Origin of the sequence: Streptomyces sp. NPDC007896 (assembly GCF_042959425.1) — a bacterium.
Classification (GTDB): domain Bacteria; phylum Actinomycetota; class Actinomycetes; order Streptomycetales; family Streptomycetaceae; genus Streptomyces.
On record NZ_JBIBKX010000002.1, the window covers coordinates 60,010 to 77,449 of the forward strand.

The window sequence follows — 17,440 nt, forward strand, 5'->3', positions numbered from 1 at the left end:
CCCTTCCCTTATCGCGCGGTGGAGGTGTAGGGCAGCAGCGCCATCTCACGGCTGTTCTTCACGGCCGTGGCGACGTCACGCTGGTGCTGAGTGCAGTTGCCGGTCACCCGGCGGGCACGGATCTTGCCGCGGTCGGAAATGAACTTCCGCAGCATGTTCGTGTCCTTGTAGTCCACGTACTGGACCTTGTCCTTGCAGAATGCGCAGACCTTCTTCTTCGGCTTGCGCACAGGCGGCTTCGCCATGGTGTATCTCCTGTGTGATCAAGAAGTGGGGGTACGGCCCACCCTCGGCCCGGGGGCCTAGAAGGGGGGCTCGTCCGAGTAGCCGCCGCCAGAGCCGCCGGAGCCGCCGGAGTTTCCACCCCAGCCGCCACCGCCGCCACCCTGATTGCCACCGGCAGGAGTGCTGGTCGCCCAGGGGTCTTCGGCGGGAGCTCCGCCGCCGCCCTGCTGGCCGCCGCCGGAGCCTCCGCCCCAGCCGCCGCCCTGCTGGCCGCCGCCGGAGCCTCCGCCGTAACCGCCCTGGCCACCTCGACCGGTGGTCTTGGTGACCTTGGCCGTGGCGCTCTTCAGGCTGGCGCCGACTTCCTCGACGTCCAGCTCGTAGACCGTGCGCTTGACGCCCTCACGGTCCTCGTAGGACCGCTGCTTCAGTCGGCCCTGCACGATGACGCGCATGCCTCGCTGGAGCGACTCGGCGACGTTCTCCGCCGCCTGACGCCAGACCGAGCAGGTCAGGAACAGGCTCTCGCCGTCCTTCCACTCATTGGTCTGACGGTCGAAGGTGCGGGGGGTGGACGCGACACGGAACTTCGCGACCGCCGCACCGGAAGGGGTGAAGCGCAGCTCGGGGTCGTCGACAAGATTGCCGACGACCGTGATGACGGTCTCGCCTGCCATGGGGGAACCTCTCGGCGGGTTTGCTGCTGGCTGCTAGTGCTGCTACTCGATGCCCGAGATCAGCTGAGCTGCAGAGCTCAGTGGGTCTCGGGACGGAGGACCTTGGTCCGGAGGACCGACTCGTTCAGGTTCATCTGGCGGTCGAGCTCCTTGACGACCGCAGGCTCGGCCTGCAGGTCGATGACCGAGTAGATGCCCTCGGGCTTCTTCTTGATCTCGTACGCGAGACGACGACGGCCCCAGGTGTCGACCTTCTCGACCTTTCCGTTGCCCTCACGGACGACGGAGAGGAAGTTCTCGATCAGCGGGGAGACAGCGCGCTCCTCGAGATCGGGGTCGAGGATGACCATCACCTCGTAGTGACGCATGTGGAACCCACCTCCTTTGGACTCAACGGCCACGGCGGTTCCGTGGCAGGAGGGTTGTGATGCGTTCGCAACGGTATCCGCCGCCACTGACAACGCCACTGACAAGAAGAGTCCGTCGATGTACCGAGTGATCGGTGAACCGACGGGGAATCCTTGTCGTGACCTGGCCATGGTCTGGGCAGACACCGGTGCAGAGGGTACAGAGTACCTGCACACCCGCTTCCGGTTGAAATCCGGCCGGGGTCACCGTCAATCTGTACACATCGGGTGTGTATGGCGCTACGATGCGCCGCCTTCCGCAGGAGGTGCCCTATGGCACAGACGCGACCCACCGTTGCCGGCTCGCTGTTCGCGACGGACCACAAGCCCCACCCCCTCCAAGACACGCTGCTCGCGGTGACTCTGGTGCTCGGAGTCACCGCTCTCATCACGGCAGCCTTCAACAGCCTGCATCTCATCAGCTCGTGGGCAGGCCTGATCGGGATCATCACCGGCGCCTCCGGGCAGTTCATCTCGGAGACGACCCGGGAGCGCTTCGGCCTCATCCTGGGTCTCGGTGCCTCGGCCGTCGGCTTCTTCCTCGGCATGGCGCACGGCGGCCTCTTCGGCGGCATCATCGGCTGAGGCACCCGGACCCGTTCCGCGGGCCGGGCAGCCGGACACCACCTCGTCCGGGCGGCCGGAGACACCACCTCCTGCCGAAACAGCCGGACACATCACCCCAGAACGTCCTGACCACGCATTGGTCGGGACGCAGGTTCAGTGCGGCCAGTCGGGGCGCTCCCAGGGCGCAGTAGGCTTCGGCGCGAGAGCCGGAGCCCCTGTACCCATGGGGACACACCAGCCCGAGGAGCGCCCCGAATGAGCCTGACCCTGAGGACCATCAGCCGAGAGCAGCATCTGGCCTACATCCAGAGCCTGCCCGCGGCGAGCCACATGCAGGTTCCGGCATGGGCCGATGTCAAGGCGGAGTGGCGCTCCGAGAGCCTCGGCTGGTTCGACGAGCGGACCGGCGGGATGGTGGGCGCCGGGCTGGTGCTGTACCGCCAGCTGCCCAAGATCAAGCGCTACCTCGCCTACCTCCCCGAGGGCCCGGTCATCAACTGGTACGCGCCGAACCTCGACGAGTGGCTGCAGCCGATGCTCGCGCACCTCAAGCAGCAGGGCGCCTTCTCCGTGAAGATGGGCCCGCCGGTGATCATCCGGCGCTGGGAGGCCACGTCCATCAAGGGCGGCATCCAGAACCCGGACGTGAAGCGCCTGCGTGACATCGAGGCGGACTTCATCGAACCGCGCGCCTTCGAGGTCGCCGACAAGCTGCGCCGCATGGGCTGGCAGCAGGGTGAGGACGGAGGCGCCGGCTTCGGCGACGTACAGCCCCGCTACGTCTTCCAGGTGCCGCTGGCCAACCGCTCCCTGGAAGAGGTCCACAAGAACTTCAACCAGCTGTGGCGACGCAACATCAAGAAGGCCGAGAAGGAGGGCGTCGAGGTCGTCCAGGGCGGCTACCACGACCTCGAGGAGTGGCAGCGGCTGTACGAGATCACGGCGATCCGCGACCACTTCCGGCCGCGCCCGCTGTCGTACTTCCAGCGCATGTGGTCGGCCCTCAACACCGAGGACCCCAACCGGATGCGGCTCTACTTCGCCCGGCGCGGCGGCGTGAACCTGTCCGCGGCCACGATGCTGGTCGTCGGCGGGCACGTCTGGTACTCGTACGGCGCGTCGGACAACATCGGGCGTGAGTTCCGGCCCTCCAACGCGATGCAGTGGCGGATGCTGCGCGACTCGTACGCCCTGGGTGCGACCGTCTACGACCTGCGCGGCATCTCCGACTCGCTGGACGAGACGGACCACCTCTTCGGTCTGATCCAGTTCAAGGTGGGCACGGGCGGGCAGGCCGCCGAGTACCTCGGCGAGTGGGACTTCCCGCTCAACAAGCTGCTCCACAAGGCACTCGACATCTACATGTCGCGGCGCTGAGCCAGTACATGCCGCGACACTGAGCCTGTACACGTCGCGCCGCTGAGCCAGTCCGCAGCGCATGCCGAGCCCCCATCCGGCCCGGCGTCGCCCCGCCGGTCCGGCGGATCCGCCACAATTTCCCTACCACTGATTCACCGCAGCCACGAGAAAGGTTCCGGGACCGGCCATGGCGCTCACGCTCTACGTCGACACCGCGCGCTGGCGGGCACACCACAAGCAGGTGTCCGAGCAGTTTCCGGGGCTCGTCCCCGTCTGCAAGGGCAACGGCTACGGCTTCGGCCACGAGCGGCTCGCCGACGAGGCCACCCGCCTCGGCTCGGACATCCTGGCCGTCGGCACCACGTACGAGGCCGCCCGGATCAAGGACTGGTTCGGCGGCGATCTGCTGGTCCTGACGCCGTTCAGGCGGGGCGAGGAGCCCGTACCGCTGCCCGACCGTGTCATCCGCTCGGTGTCGTCCATCGACGGCGTGTACGGCCTCGTGGGCGCCCGTGTCGTCATCGAGGTGATGTCCTCGATGAAGCGGCACGGTGTCAGCGAGCAGGATCTGCCGCATCTGCACTCCGCCATAGAGAACGTCCGGCTGGAAGGCTTCGCCATCCACCTGCCGTTGGACCGCACCGACGGCTCGGACGCCGTCGAGGAGGTCATCGGCTGGATGGACCGTCTGCGCGCGGCCCGTCTGCCGCTGCACACGATGTTCGTCAGCCACCTCAAGGCCGATGAGCTCGCGCGGCTGCAGCAGCAGTTCCCGCAGACCCGCTTCCGCGCCCGTATCGGCACCCGCCTGTGGCTGGGGGACCACGAGGCGACCGAGTACCGCGGAGCCGTCCTGGACGTCACCCGTGTCTCCAAGGGCGACCGCTTCGGCTACCGGCAGCAGAAGACGGCCTCCGACGGCTGGCTGGTCGTCGTGGCGGGCGGTACGTCGCACGGGGTGGGCCTGGAGGCCCCGAAGGCCCTGCACGGCGTCATGCCGCGCGCCAAGGGCGTCGCCCGGGCCGGCCTGGCGACGGTCAACCGGAACCTTTCTCCGTTCGTCTGGGCCGGCAAGCAGCGCTGGTTCGCCGAGCCGCCGCACATGCAGGTGTCGATCCTCTTCGTACCGTCGGACGCCACGGAGCCGCAGGTCGGTGACGAGCTGGTGGCCCATCTGCGGCACACCACCACGCAGTTCGACCGCATCGTGGAGCGCTGATCCCGGGACACGAGCACCTGCCCGTGCTCCTGCCGCTCGGGACACAACGCGAAAGGCCGTACACACACACCGTGTACGGCCTTTCGCGTTGCCCGTCGGAGCCGGGCCGAGCCCTGTTCGCTCAGAGCGAACTGTCCTCCGGGGCCGGCCCCCCGCCGTTGCCGCCCCATTCCACCTGAGGCCCCTCGAAGTGAGCCGCGTGCCGCGGTGGATGGGCCGCCGCGCCGAGCACGAAGACGTCCTCCGCGCCGTCCAGGACGCCTCCCGAGGGATCGTCCTCGCCCGCCCTGCGCACGACGTCCCGCTCCGGCATGAGGATGTCGCGCACGACCACGGCGCACAGGTACAGCGTGCCCACGAGGTGGGCGGCGATCGCGAACTGGTACCCGTGGGAGGAGAGGCCCTTGTGGGCCTCCCCGCTGGTCGTGTACGCGAGGTACATCCAGATCCCCAGGAAGTAAGCGACCTCGCACGCCTGCCAGATCAGGAAGTCCCGCCACTTCGGCCGGGCCAGCGCGGCCAGGGGGATCAGCCACAGCACGTACTGGGGCGAGTAGACCTTGTTGGTGAGGATGAAGGCCGCGACGATCAGGAAGGCCAGCTGGGCGAAGCGGGGGCGGCGCGGGGCGGTGAGCGCGAGCGCGGCCATGGCCACGCAGACGAGCAGCATCATGACCAGCGCCCACGCGTTCGCCGTCTGGTAGCTGATCGGGATCTTCCACCAGGTGGAGATGAACAGGAAGACCGAACCGAAGTCGATCCCCCTGGTCTGGCTGAAGCTGTAGAACTTCGCCCAGCCTTCCGGCGCGAGGTACATCACGGGAAGGTTCACCACGAGCCAGGCCCCGACCGCACCCATGAGCGCGTTCCCGAACTCCCGCCACTTGCCCGCCCGCCAGCACAGCACGAGCAGCGGTCCCATGAGCAGGAACGGGTAGAACTTGGCGGCCGTGGCGAGCCCGAGCAGGATGCCGAAGGCGAGGGAGCGGCCACGCGACCACATGAGCATCGCGGCGGCCAGCAGGGCCACCGCGAGGAGGTCCCAGTTGATGGTGGCCGTGAGCGCGAAGGCGGGCGCGAGGGCGACCAGGAGGGCGTCCCAGGGGCGCAGGCGGTGGGTGCGCGCGGTGCATACGGCGATGACCGCCGCGCACACCATGAGCATCCCGGCGTTGACCATCCAGTAGATCTGCTCCTGGTGCTGGATGCTGCCGCCGCCCGGCGTGAGCCAGGCCGCGACCTCCATGAACAGACCGGTCAGGACCGGATACTCGAGGTAGTCCATGTCGCCGGGGAGCTTGTCGAAGTACGGCACGAGCCCGTCGGCGAAACCGCGTCCCTGGTAGAGGTGCGGGATGTCCGAGTAGCACGCGTGCGTGTACTGCGTGCTGGCCCCGAAGAACCAGCCGCTGTCGTAGCAGGGCAGTTTCTGCACCATACCGAGGGCGAACATGCCGATCGCGACGAGCGCGATCACCCGTACCGGGGTCCACCAGGACGCCCCCAGCAGCGCTCTCCGTCCGATGGGGCCGCCGATCAGCTCACTTCCGGCCGCGGCGACCTCGTCGTCCTTGGTCGGCCGCACCGGCTCCGGCTCGCGCACGCTCGTTCGCGTCGTCTCTGCACTGGGCATGGCGCACATCCTGCCGTACGCGTCTGAGAATGGCCGCAGGGGCAGTGAAGCTCTTACCGTCCGGCGCCCACGATGCCGCCGGGTGAGCGAGGCGCGGACGCGCATTTCGCCCCGCACGCACAGAACGTTCGACCCGCACGCACAGAACAGGGGCCGCCAGCCACAGCTGACGGCCCCTGTTCTTCGGGCTTCGCGTCTATCTATCCGCTATCTATCCGCCATTCTGTCCGGCGAAGATGCCGCCGTTGCCATTACCTCTGGTGTTCCCGTTGGTAATGGTCGTTGTCGGCGTGGGTGAGGTGGTTCCGGTAGCACCGCCGGTGCTCCCCGCGTCCGTCCCGCCATTGTTCCCACAGTTCCAGCCGAAGTTGCCGCAGGTGTCGGTCGGCGAGGCCGTGGGAGAGCTGCTGAGGGACGGGCTCGGCGAGGTACTCGGCGTCGGGCTCGCCGACGGCGACGGTGTGGTCGACGGGGTCGGGCTCGGGCTGGGGCTGGCGTTCAGGATCTCGCCGAGCGGCTCGGCCGGCGGGAAGGGCTCGTGCTTGGAGTCCTTCAGGGCCACGGCCATGTAGTCCTTCCAGACCTGGGCCGGGATGTCACCACCGTGAACGGACGCCACACCGCCGGTGCCGTTCATCGATTCCAGCTTGCTCGTCTTCGGGTCGGACCTGAACAGGGTGACGGCCGTGGACAGCTCCCTGGTGTAGCCGACGAACCACGCCGACTTGTTCTTGTCGGTCGTACCCGTCTTGCCGGCCACGGGGAAGCCCATGTCGGCGACCTTCTTGCCGGTTCCGTTCTGGACCACGTTCTGCAGGACGTCGGTGACGTTGTTCGCCACCTTCTCGGGCATCGCGGTGTGCTCGGCGGGCGGCTTGAACCGGTCGAGCGGCTTGCCGTCCTTGAGCACCTGGGTGACCGAGTACGGCTCGTAGTGCGAGCCCGACGCGGCGAAGGTGCCGTACGCGTCGGCCATGCGAATGGCGCTCGGGGTCGACGTACCGAGGGAGAAGGAGACGTTGTTGAGGTTTCCCTGGTCGAAGGAGTCCGGCAGGATGCCCATGGACTCCGCGACCTTCCGGGTCTTGGAAAGGCCGACGTCGACGCCCAGCTGCGCGAACGGGGAGTTGATGGACTGCTCCATGGCCTTCTTGAGTGTCACCATCCCCCAGGCCTTGGTGCCCTCGTTCTTCTGCCGGAACGGCTTCCCGTCGTTACCCATGATCGGCTGGCCGTTCTGGTCCTTGATCACAAGGAGGTCGTCGCCGTTGTAGCGGGCCATCGGCGAGAGGACCTGTGGAGTGGTCTTGTACGTTCCGTACTGCATCGCGGTGGCCAGCACAAACGGCTTCCAGGTCGATCCGACCGGCACGCCTGTCGTATTGGCGTTGTTGGAGTAGTGGCCCTTGTCGAAGCCGTCGCCCCCGTAGAGCGCCACGATCTTGCCGGTCTTCGGATCGACCGACGCCGCGCCGAACTGCACGTCCTTGTCGGTCGTGGGTCGCGCCTTGGTGTCGAGGAAGCTCTTCTTCGTCGCCTTGACGGCCTTCTCCAGCTCGCTGACCTTCTTCTTGTCGAAGGTCGTGGTGATCCGGTAGCCGCCCTGCTCCAACTGCTCCGGCGTGATGCCGGCCTGCTTCGCCACATACTCCTTGGCGATGTCGACGAGGTAACCGGTCTGGCCGGACAGGGACGAGGTCTGCTTCTTCGGCATGGGGAACTTGGTGATCTTGTCCCGATCGGCCTGGGTCATGTTCCCGACCTTGACCTCACGGTCCAGGATCCATGTCCATCGGTCCTGGACGCGCTTGGTGTTGGCCTCGGGCGAGGCCAGCGCCCCGACACCCCCGTCGGGGTTGTACAGGTTCGGGCCCTTGAGGACGGACGCGAGGAAGACGCACTGCTCGGTGCTGAGGTCCTTGGCATCCACGCCGAAGTAGGCCTGAGCCGCCGCCTGGATCCCGTAGGCGTTGCGCCCGTAGTACGCGGTGTTGAGGTAGCCGGCGAGGATCTCGTCCTTGCTCAGCTTCGAGTTCACCTTGATGGAGATGAAGAGCTCTTTGAACTTGCGCGTGATGGTCTGGTCCTGGCTCAGGTACGTGTTCTTCACATACTGCTGAGTGATGGTCGAACCACCCTGCGTCTGGCCGCCCTTGGCCATGTTGACGAAGGCGCGCGCGATGCCCATCGGGTCGACGCCCGAGTCCTTGTAGAAGGTCGCGTTCTCGGCGGAGACCACCGCGTTCTTGATGGCCTTCGGGATCTCCTCCGGCCCCACGATCTGCCGGTTCGTCTGACCGCCGGTGGCTGCCATCTGGGTCCCGTCGGACCAGTAGAAGACGTTGTTCTGGGCCAGGGCCGTGTCGTTCGGGTTCGGGACGCCCACCATGGCGTACCCGATGCCTGCCGCGACCAGCAGCCCTCCTATGAAGGTGAGGAACGTGCCCGTCACCAGCTTCCAGGAGGGCATCCAGCGCCCGGCTCCCGACTTGCCCGCGCGCGGGTAGTCGATGAAACGCTTCTTTACAGGCCCGGAGGCCCGCGCGCGCCCGGGTCCGTCAGGACCGCCACGACGGCCGCCGGGCCCTGTGGCGTCGGCGCCTCTGCGCCGGCCGCCACCGCTGCTTCTCTGGGCCGCACGCCGGGCCTCGGCGCGGCCGGTGTACGGGCGCTCCTCCTCACCTCCCGACTCATAGGAGTCGGAAGGGGACCCGGTGGCGCCTCGCGGTGCCGCACGGCGGCCGGAGGACGGGCCGGTCTGGCCGCGTCGGGCCGCGGCACGTCCGCCGCCCTGTGGCTGCGACGGTTTGCGACGGTGCTCGCTCATCGGACGATTACTCCTCGGGCAGGCGCACCCGTGCGCGCCTGGAAACGGCAGCTGGTTTCCGGTCCCCCCGAAGTACGGATGCGGTCGTTTGCGCATTCACCCGTACTGCACCAGGGACAAGGACGCCCTCAGGCGTCACTCGGTTCCCGGTGGTTTTGCATGGCGCACAGACTACGCACCGTCAAAACCCCCCTAATCTTGAATTTCACCCCAAATCAGGCAACTCGCTTCGTATGAATCGGTGATGTGACGCCGTTCACCATGGTCCCCCTTGTCGCAGACGGACGGCCGATCTATCGTGCTGATGTATCGAGTCGATACATCAGCTCGGCATAAAGAACGTGCCGAGGAGACCGCGACAGCGAGGAGGCGATATGAGCCGGCGTTCCGGGATCCTCGAGTTCGCCGTCCTCGGCCTGCTTCGCGAGTCCCCGATGCACGGCTATGAGCTGCGCAAACGACTCAATACGTCACTGGGTGTGTTCCGTGCGTTCAGCTACGGGACGCTCTATCCCTGCCTCAAGACGCTGGTCGCGAGCGGCTGGTTGATCGAGGAATCGGGGAGCACCACCGAGGACGCCCTCGCCGCTCCGCTCGCGGGGCGCCGCGCCAAGATCGTCTATCGGTTGACGGCAGAAGGTAAAGAGCACTTCGAGGAGCTGCTCTCGCAGACGGGGCCCGACGCGTACGAGGACGAGCACTTCGCGGCTCGTTTCGCGTTCTTCGGGCAGACGTCACGCGACGTGCGCATGCGCGTACTGGAGGGCCGCCGCAGTCGGCTCGAGGAGCGCCTGGAGAAGATGCGTGCCTCTTTGGCACGCACCAGGGAGCGCCTCGACGACTACACCCTTGAGCTCCAGCGCCACGGAATGGAGTCCGTGGAGCGCGAAGTGCGCTGGCTGAACGAGCTCATCGAGAGCGAGCGAGCGGGACGGGACGTCAAGGATTCCGCCTCCGAAGGCACCTCCCAAGGTGTCTCCGAGGGCAGCTCACCGGGCGCCTTCGAAGGCTCCGCTCAGCAGAACAGCACATCTGGAGAGACGGGCGGCCTGCCCCGGCACCGGGACCAGTCCCGGCCGGATCCGTCCGACGACACCACCACGTGAGGTCCAGTCGGGGCTTCACCTCGTACACACAGGGAGCAACCGGAATGGGTTCGGTTCGCGTAGCCATCGTCGGCGTGGGCAACTGCGCCGCCTCGCTGGTGCAGGGCGTCGAGTACTACAAGGACGCCGACCCGGCGGCCAAGGTCCCGGGTCTGATGCACGTCCAGTTCGGCGACTACCACGTCGGTGACGTCGAGTTCGTCGCCGCCTTCGACGTCGACGCGAAGAAGGTCGGCCTCGACCTCTCCGACGCCATCGGTGCCAGCGAGAACAACACCATCAAGATCTGCGACGTCCCGAACAAGGGCGTCACGGTCCAGCGCGGCCACACCCTCGACGGTCTCGGCAAGTACTACCGCATGACCATCGAGGAGTCCGCCGAGACGCCGGTCGACGTCGTCCAGATCCTCAAGGACAAGCAGGTCGACGTCCTCGTCTGCTACCTGCCCGTCGGTTCCGAGGACGCGGCGAAGTTCTACGCCCAGTGCGCCATCGACGCCAAGGTCGCCTTCGTCAACGCCCTCCCGGTCTTCATCGCCGGCACCAAGGAGTGGGCGGACAAGTTCACCGAGGCCGGTGTCCCGATCGTCGGCGACGACATCAAGTCGCAGGTCGGCGCCACCATCACGCACCGTGTGATGGCGAAGCTGTTCGAGGACCGCGGTGTCCGTCTTGAGCGCACCATGCAGCTCAACGTGGGCGGCAACATGGACTTCAAGAACATGCTGGAGCGTGACCGCCTCGAGTCGAAGAAGATCTCGAAGACGCAGGCCGTCACCTCGCAGATCCCCGACCGCGACATGGGCGAGAAGAACGTCCACATCGGTCCCTCGGACTACGTGGCCTGGCTCGACGACCGCAAGTGGGCGTACGTCCGTCTCGAGGGCCGCGCCTTCGGTGACGTCCCGCTGAACCTGGAGTACAAGCTGGAGGTCTGGGACTCCCCGAACTCCGCCGGTGTCATCATCGACGCCCTGCGCGCCGCGAAGATCGCCAAGGACCGCGGCATCGGTGGCCCGATCCTGTCGGCGTCCTCGTACTTCATGAAGTCCCCGCCGGTCCAGTACTTCGACGACGAGGCCTTCGCCAACGTCGAGAAGTTCATCAAGGGCGAGGTCGAGCGCTAGCAAGACAGGCCTCCGAGGGCCGTCGAGACACGGCGCGGAGTGCCGAGGGGCTTTTCGCTCCTGCCCGTCGAGGGTCCCTGGGTCTTTGACCCGGGGACCCTCCTCGTATGTGAGGCTGTGCCCCATGGCCGTCGTGCGTGACCTGCGCGTCCTCCTGCGCTTCCAAGGCTTCAGACGCCTGCTCGGTGTCCGGTTGCTGTCCCAGGGCGCCGACGGCGTCTACCAGGTCGCGCTCGCCACGTACGTCGTCTTCTCACCGGAGAAGCAGACCTCAGCGGCCTCGATCGCCTCCGCGATGGCGGTACTGCTCCTGCCGTACTCCCTGGTCGGCCCTTTCGCCGGAGTCCTGCTGGACCGCTGGCGGCGGCGCCAGGTCCTCCTGCACGGCAATCTGCTACGGACCGCGCTGGCCTGTGTGACGGCCGTGCTGATGCTGAGCCATGTCCCCGACTGGCTCTTCTACGCCTCCGCGCTGTGCGTCACCGCGGTCAACCGGTTCGTCCTCGCGGGCCTCTCGGCCGCCCTGCCCCGCGTCGTCGACTCCCACCGACTGGTCATGGCCAACGCCCTGTCGCCCACCGCCGGAACACTCGCCGCGACCGCGGGCGGCGGTCTCGCGTTCGTCGTACGACTGGTCGCCTCGGACTCGGACGCGGCGGTCGTCCTTCTCGGTGCGGCCCTCTACCTGTGCGCGGCACTCGCCTCACTGCGCATGGCACCGGAACTGCTCGGCCCCGACCCGGAGTTGGTGCAGCCGAGCCTGCGTACGTCCCTCACCGGCACCGCGCGCGGTCTCGTGGCCGGTGTGCGCCATCTCGCCGAGCCCGCGCGGCGGGAGGCGGCCTGGGCGCTCCTGTCGATGACCCTGATGCGCTTCTGCTATGGCGCCCTGACCGTCATGGTGCTGATGCTGTGCAGGTACGCCTGGTCGTCCGGCTCCGACGGCGGGCTCGCCCTGCTGGGCCTGGCGGTGGGCCTCTCCGGGGCGGGCTTCTTCGTCGCGGCCGTGGTGACGCCCTGGGCGGTGGGACGACTGGGCCCCGGCGGCTGGATCGCCGCGTGCGCGGCCACGGCGGCGGTCCTGGAACCCGCGCTCGGCCTCCCTTTCGAGGCGGCGCCCATGCTGGCCGCCGCCTTCGTTCTCGGCCTGACCACACAGGGCGCGAAGATCGCCACCGACACGATCGTGCAGTCCTCGGTCGACGACGGCTACCGCGGCCGGATCTTCTCCGTCTACGACGTCCTGTTCAACGTCGCCTTCGTCGGCGCGGCCGCAGTAGCCGCCCTGATGCTGCCTCCTGACGGGCGCTCAGCTCTCCTCGTCGTCACGCTGGCCGCGGTCTACGCAGCAATTGCTGTTGCTATGGCCCGCTTTGAGATGCAGTAAGTGTCACATCAGGGCCACAGAGCCTCTCTGGGCTACTGCGTTGTCAGTCGGTCCCGATAACTTACGTGCGTCTTATTCACGCCACGCGCTTACGTTCCAGGGGGACCCCTAAGTGACCACTCCGCCGCCCCAGGGCCAGAACCCGTTCGCCCAGGGCCAGCAGCCCTACGGACAGCCGCCCCAGGGCCAGGCTCCGTACGGACCGCCGCCGCAGGGTTACCCGCAGCAGCCGGGTTACCCGCAGCAGCCCGGCCAGCCCGGCTTCCCGCAGCAGGGGACGGTTCCCTACGCTCCGGTCCCGCCGCAGCGCCCGAAGCGCGGCGTCAAGTGGTACCTGCGCATCGCCGTCGTGGTCTGTGCGCTCATAGCTGCCGGCGTCGGCTACATATCGAGCCGCCACGACCCCGACACCGCCAAGGTCGGCGACTGCATGAGTATCAGCGACCCGAACAACACCACCCACCCTGGCCTCAAGGTCGTGGACTGCACCAGCTCCAAGGCCAAGTACAAGGTCGCAGAAAAGAAGAGCGACAACTCCGGCTGCGACCGTACCAAGTACGCCGAGTACACCCAGACCGGTAAGAGCGACTTGACCCTCTGCCTGTCGGAGTACTCCGCCAAGTAAGGGTCTCGCCCACTTCGAAGGGGCGGTGTTTCACGTGAAACACCGCCCCTCGACGTTCTCCGGTACAGACCCGGGGGTCATGTTTCACGTGAAACATGACCCCACACGGCCCGTTCTGTGAGCCTCAGCCCTGCTCGGCCCACCACTCCTTGAGTGCCGTCACCGCCGCGTCGTGATCCATCGGCCCGTTCTCCAGCCTCAGCTCCAGCAGGAACTTGTACGCCTGGCCGATCGCCGGGCCGGGGCCGATGCCCAGGATCTCCATGATCTGGTTGCCGTCGAGGTCGGGACGGATCGCGTCCAGCTCCTCCTGCTCCTGGAGCTCGGCGATGCGCTCCTCCAGGCCGTCATACGCCTGAGAGAGCGCCGTCGCCTTGCGCTTGTTGCGCGTAGTGCAGTCGGAGCGGGTCAGCTTGTGGAGGCGGTCGAGGAGCGGCCCCGCGTCACGTACATAGCGACGGACCGCGGAGTCCGTCCACTCGCCGGTGCCGTATCCGTGAAAACGCAGATGAAGCTCGACCAGACGCGAGACGTCCTTCACAAGGTCGTTGGAGTACTTGAGCGCCGTCATCCGCTTCTTGGTCATCTTCGCGCCCACCATCTCGTGGTGGTGGAAGGAGACCCGCCCGTCCTTCTCGAAGCGCCGCGTCCTCGGCTTGCCGATGTCGTGCAGCAGCGCGGCGAGCCGGAGCGTCAGGTCCGGACCATTCTCTTCGAGCGCCATGGCCTGTTCCAGGACGATCAGCGTGTGGTCGTAGACGTCCTTGTGCCGGTGGTGCTCATCACGCTCCAGCCGCAGCGCGGGAAGCTCCGGCAGCACATGGTCGGCGAGACCGGTGTCCACGAGCAGCGACAGACCCTTGCGCGGGTGGGCGGAGAGGATCAGCTTGTTCAGCTCGTCCCGCACCCGCTCCGCCGAGACGATCTCGATGCGCACGGCCATGTCCGTCATCGCGGCGACGACGTCGGGGGCCACCTCGAAGTCGAGCTGCGCGGCGAACCGCGCGGCCCGCATCATCCGCAGCGGATCGTCGGAGAAGGACTCCTCGGGCGTACCCGGTGTGCGCAGCGCCCGCGCGGACAGGTCGTCCAGACCGCCGTACGGATCGATGAACGCCTTCTCCGGCAGCGCCACGGCCATCGCGTTCACGGTGAAGTCACGGCGCACGAGGTCTTCCTCGATCGAGTCGCCGTAGGACACCTCGGGCTTGCGCGAGGTCCGGTCGTACGCCTCGGAGCGGTACGTCGTGATCTCGATCTGGAAGGACTGCTGTACGTCGTCCACGCGGGCGTCCTTCTGCGCGCCGACGGTGCCGAAGGCGATCCCGACCTCCCAGACGGCGTCCGCCCAGGGCCGCACGATCTTCAGTACGTCATCCGGGCGGGCGTCGGTCGTGAAGTCCAGATCATTGCCGAGCCGGCCAAGGAGCGCGTCCCGGACCGAGCCACCGACCAGGGCGAGTGAGAACCCCGCCTCCTGGAAACGGCGGGCGAGGTCGTCGGCGACAGGGGACACCCGCAGCAGTTCACTCACCGCGCGGCGCTGCACCTGACTCAGGGCACTGGGGTTGTCTTCGTTGGCGTTCGGCACAACAGAAAAGGGTACGTGGCCGAGGCACTCGCGGGCGCCTCCATAAAACGTGCACAGCCATCCCCTTCTCATGGGGGGGGGATCAATACTTACGCATACAGGACACTCGACCCTGTCTCCTGATCTTGTGGAGCGGTCCGCGGCACTTACCCTCAGCGCGCATCGTTACCATGCGTGGACGCACATTCCGACGACCACTGACAATGACGAGGGACGGGCGAGCGCGTGGCCGAGGCGGCAGACTTCCAGGGGATGAGTCCCTCACCTGCCCGCCGGTGGCTGCGGCGCACCGGCACACTGCTGGCCGGTGCGCCCCTGCTGGCCGGCGTGCTCCAGCTGCCCGCTTCCCCGGCCGCACACGCCGCTCAGACGGCCGCTGTGGCCGACGCCACCGGGTCCGGCACGGTGGACATCTCCCTCGACTCGCTGACCCCCAGCGCGCCCACGGACGGCGACACGATCACCGTCTCCGGTTCGGTCACCAACAAGGGCAAGCAGACGGTCACGGGCGCACACGTGGGCCTGCGCGTGGGCCCGACCCTCCAGGGCCGGGTCGCCATCGACGACGCGGAGAAGCGCACCGGGTTCCAGCTGGGCCCGGACCCCCTGGAGGTCGGCGGCAAATACGTCGAGAATTTCTCCAAGCTCGCCGCGGGCGTCTCGCAGCACTTCAGCATCTCGGTGCCCGTCAAGGACCTGAACCTCGACTCCGACGGCGTGTACCAGCTCGGCGTCTCCCTCACCGGCCAGACCGCCGCGCAGCCGTGGGACCAGGTGCTCGGCATCGAGCGGACGTTCCTGCCCTGGCAGCCCGCCGGTGCCGACACGAAGACGAAGACGACGTATCTCTGGCCGCTGATCTCGACGGTCCACCTGCGGGCGGAGACCGGCTCGGACGCGCAGCAGACGCCTGTCTTCCAGAACGACGACCTGGCCAAGGAGATCTCCCCCGGCGGGCGCCTGGACCAGCTCCTGTCCCTGGGCAGCGACCTCGACGTCACCTGGGTCCTCGACCCGGACCTGCTGGCCTCCGTCGACGCCATGACGCGCAGCTACCAGATCAAGAACGGCGACACCACGACGGCTGGCAAGAACCAGGCCGTCGCCAAGGCGTGGCTCGACAAGCTCGAGAAGACCGTCGCGGACAAGGAAAAGGAAGTCGTCGCTCTCCCCTTCGCCGACCCCGACCTCGCGTCGCTGGCGCACAACGGCAAGGACGTCACAGGCTCTCTGAGCCACCTCAAGGACGCCACGGACGTGGCCTCCAGCACGGTGCAGACGATCCTCCATGTGAAGCCGAACACGGACTTCGCCTGGCCCGCCGAGGGCGCCGTCGATCCGTCGATCGTCAAGGTCGCCACCTCCGCCGGTGCCGACAAGGTGATCGCCCGCAGCGACAGCCTGCGTGAGACCGGCGGGCTGACCTACACGCCCAGCGCCGCCCGCCCCATCGGGGGCGGCACGACGGCGGTGGTCGCGGACTCCAGGCTGTCGACCGCGTTCGAGGGCGACATGGCAAAGGCCGACAACTCGACGCTCGCCGTGCAGGAATTCCTGGCCCAGAGCCTGATGGTCGATCTGCAGGAGCCGAGCAATCAGCGGAGCATCGTCGTCGCCCCGCAGCGCACGCCTTCCGTGAGCCAGGCCCAGACCATGGCGACGGCGGTGAGGGCCCTCCAGGACGGGAACTGGTCCGACTCCCAGAACCTCTCCGCGGCGGCCAAGGCCAAGCCGGACCCGAGCGCCACGACGAAGGTGCCCTCGGCGTCCTCGTACCCCTCCTCGCTGCGCAAGCAGGAGCTGCCGCGGTCGGCCTTCGAGCAGATCCAGCGCACACAGGGCATGCTCGACAACTTCAAGGTCGTCCTCACCGACAAGTCCCGCGTGGTCACTCCCTTCGGTCGGGCCATAGACCGGGGGATGTCGACGTCCTGGCGCGGCCGTGCCGACCAGGCGGCGACCTTCCGCGAGGGCGTCGAGTCCTACCTCGACGACCTCACCGGTCTCGTCAGGCTGATCGACAAGTCCGACGCGAAGCTGTCGGGCCGCAGCGCCACGATCCCCGTGACGGTGCAGAACAACCTCGTGCAGGGCGTCCACCACCTGGTGCTGCGTCTCACCTCACAGCAGCCGACCCGGCTCAAGATCGGCGACGACGCCTTCGACGAGCGGCCGATCCAGGTCGCGGGCGAGCACAGCCAGTCGGTGAAGTTCACCACCTCCGCCAAGGCCAACGGTCCCGTGACGGTCGTCGCGCAGTTGTTCACGGACGACGGCCAGGCGTACGGTCCCCCCGTCAAGTTCGAAGTGAAGGTCACCGAGATCACACCTACGGTGATGCTGGTCATCGGCGGTGGCGTCCTGCTGCTCGTGCTCGCCGGATTCCGGATGTACACCCAGCGCAAGCGCGCGGCAGCCCGCCAGGCCGAGGAGGAGCAGGAGGACACCCCCGACACCGAGGGCGGGGCCGAGGGCGGCACCGAGGCCCTGAACGGCGTGAACAAGGACGCCGAGGGCACCGTAGACACTACTGAGGACACCGAGCGCTCCAAGGACGGTCCCGACGGGGAGTCCACGACGGAGTCCGGGGCAGACGACCCGGAGCACCCGAGTGACCCGACACCGGACACCGCACCGGAAAGCACCGACCCGTCCGGCACGGGTGAGAGAGTGGACCGTTGAGCGATGTC

14 protein-coding genes are annotated in these 17,440 nt (G+C 67.5%); 8 read left to right on the top strand and 6 right to left on the bottom strand.

Translation table 11 applies throughout. The annotated features are described in order from the left end of the window. Positions 1-8: 8 nt before the first annotated feature. The 3 genes from rpsR to rpsF form a co-directional block, all read right to left on the bottom strand. Positions 9-245: a 30S ribosomal protein S18 gene (rpsR, locus tag ACFZDJ_RS07900; RefSeq protein ID WP_006381652.1), complete on the bottom strand. Its 237-nt coding sequence runs from the start codon at positions 243-245 to the stop codon at positions 9-11. A gap of 57 nt (positions 246-302) precedes the next feature. Continuing rightward, on the bottom strand, positions 303-902 hold the full coding sequence (locus ACFZDJ_RS07905; protein ID WP_390932645.1) for a single-stranded DNA-binding protein: 600 nt from the start codon (positions 900-902) through the stop codon (positions 303-305). A 77-nt stretch (positions 903-979) separates the two neighbouring features. Continuing rightward, positions 980-1,270 carry a 30S ribosomal protein S6 gene (rpsF, locus tag ACFZDJ_RS07910; RefSeq protein ID WP_004950685.1) on the bottom strand — a complete coding sequence of 97 codons (291 nt, stop codon included), beginning with the start codon at positions 1,268-1,270 and terminating at the stop codon, positions 980-982. Positions 1,271-1,582: 312 nt separating this feature from the next. Between rpsF and ACFZDJ_RS07915 the strand changes: the two genes are divergently transcribed. From ACFZDJ_RS07915 to ACFZDJ_RS07925, 3 genes are all read left to right on the top strand, one after another. Further along, positions 1,583-1,894 carry a hypothetical protein gene (locus tag ACFZDJ_RS07915; protein WP_054236452.1) on the top strand — a complete coding sequence of 104 codons (312 nt, stop codon included), beginning with the start codon at positions 1,583-1,585 and terminating at the stop codon, positions 1,892-1,894. Positions 1,895-2,131: 237 nt separating this feature from the next. Further along, positions 2,132-3,253 (top strand): peptidoglycan bridge formation glycyltransferase FemX, encoded by a 1,122-nt coding sequence (femX, locus tag ACFZDJ_RS07920; RefSeq protein WP_054236451.1) that lies wholly within the window; start codon positions 2,132-2,134, stop codon positions 3,251-3,253. 169 nt (positions 3,254-3,422) lie between these two features. Then, positions 3,423-4,454, top strand: coding sequence for an alanine racemase (locus tag ACFZDJ_RS07925; RefSeq protein WP_075031480.1), 1,032 nt, complete (start codon positions 3,423-3,425; stop codon positions 4,452-4,454). Between the two features lie 121 nt (positions 4,455-4,575). Here the strand turns inward: ACFZDJ_RS07925 and ACFZDJ_RS07930 are convergent, their stop codons facing one another. Then, a complete protein-coding gene (locus tag ACFZDJ_RS07930; RefSeq protein ID WP_384913738.1) occupies positions 4,576-6,087 on the bottom strand; it encodes a glycosyltransferase family 87 protein in 1,512 nt (503 codons plus the stop codon). Between the two features lie 211 nt (positions 6,088-6,298). Beyond that, on the bottom strand, positions 6,299-8,914 hold the full coding sequence (locus ACFZDJ_RS07935; RefSeq protein ID WP_391056999.1) for a transglycosylase domain-containing protein: 2,616 nt from the start codon (positions 8,912-8,914) through the stop codon (positions 6,299-6,301). A gap of 374 nt (positions 8,915-9,288) precedes the next feature. Between ACFZDJ_RS07935 and ACFZDJ_RS07940 the strand changes: the two genes are divergently transcribed. The 4 genes from ACFZDJ_RS07940 to ACFZDJ_RS07955 all read left to right on the top strand — a co-directional run bounded on the left by ACFZDJ_RS07940 (position 9,289) and on the right by ACFZDJ_RS07955 (position 13,159). Continuing rightward, positions 9,289-10,020: a PadR family transcriptional regulator gene (locus ACFZDJ_RS07940; protein ID WP_168493535.1), complete on the top strand. Its 732-nt coding sequence runs from the start codon at positions 9,289-9,291 to the stop codon at positions 10,018-10,020. Positions 10,021-10,064: 44 nt separating this feature from the next. Then, the gene (locus ACFZDJ_RS07945; protein ID WP_384913745.1) at positions 10,065-11,147 is read left to right on the top strand and encodes an inositol-3-phosphate synthase; all 1,083 of its coding nucleotides are present in this window, start codon (positions 10,065-10,067) and stop codon (positions 11,145-11,147) included. A gap of 124 nt (positions 11,148-11,271) precedes the next feature. After that, entirely contained in the window at positions 11,272-12,534 is a 1,263-nt protein-coding gene (locus ACFZDJ_RS07950; protein ID WP_390932653.1) for an MFS transporter, read from the top strand. 112 nt (positions 12,535-12,646) lie between these two features. After that, positions 12,647-13,159, top strand: a complete 513-nt coding sequence (locus tag ACFZDJ_RS07955) for a hypothetical protein (RefSeq protein ID WP_390932655.1) — start codon at positions 12,647-12,649, stop codon at positions 13,157-13,159. A 124-nt stretch (positions 13,160-13,283) separates the two neighbouring features. Here ACFZDJ_RS07955 and ACFZDJ_RS07960 read toward each other — a convergent pair whose 3' ends face one another. After that, complete coding sequence (locus tag ACFZDJ_RS07960) at positions 13,284-14,750, bottom strand: CCA tRNA nucleotidyltransferase (protein ID WP_390932657.1); 1,467 nt, start codon at positions 14,748-14,750, stop codon at positions 13,284-13,286. A 225-nt stretch (positions 14,751-14,975) separates the two neighbouring features. On the opposite strand from ACFZDJ_RS07960, the gene ACFZDJ_RS07965 reads away from it, so the two are divergent. Beyond that, a complete protein-coding gene (locus ACFZDJ_RS07965; RefSeq protein ID WP_168509643.1) occupies positions 14,976-17,432 on the top strand; it encodes a DUF6049 family protein in 2,457 nt (818 codons plus the stop codon). Positions 17,433-17,440: the final 8 nt, after the last annotated feature.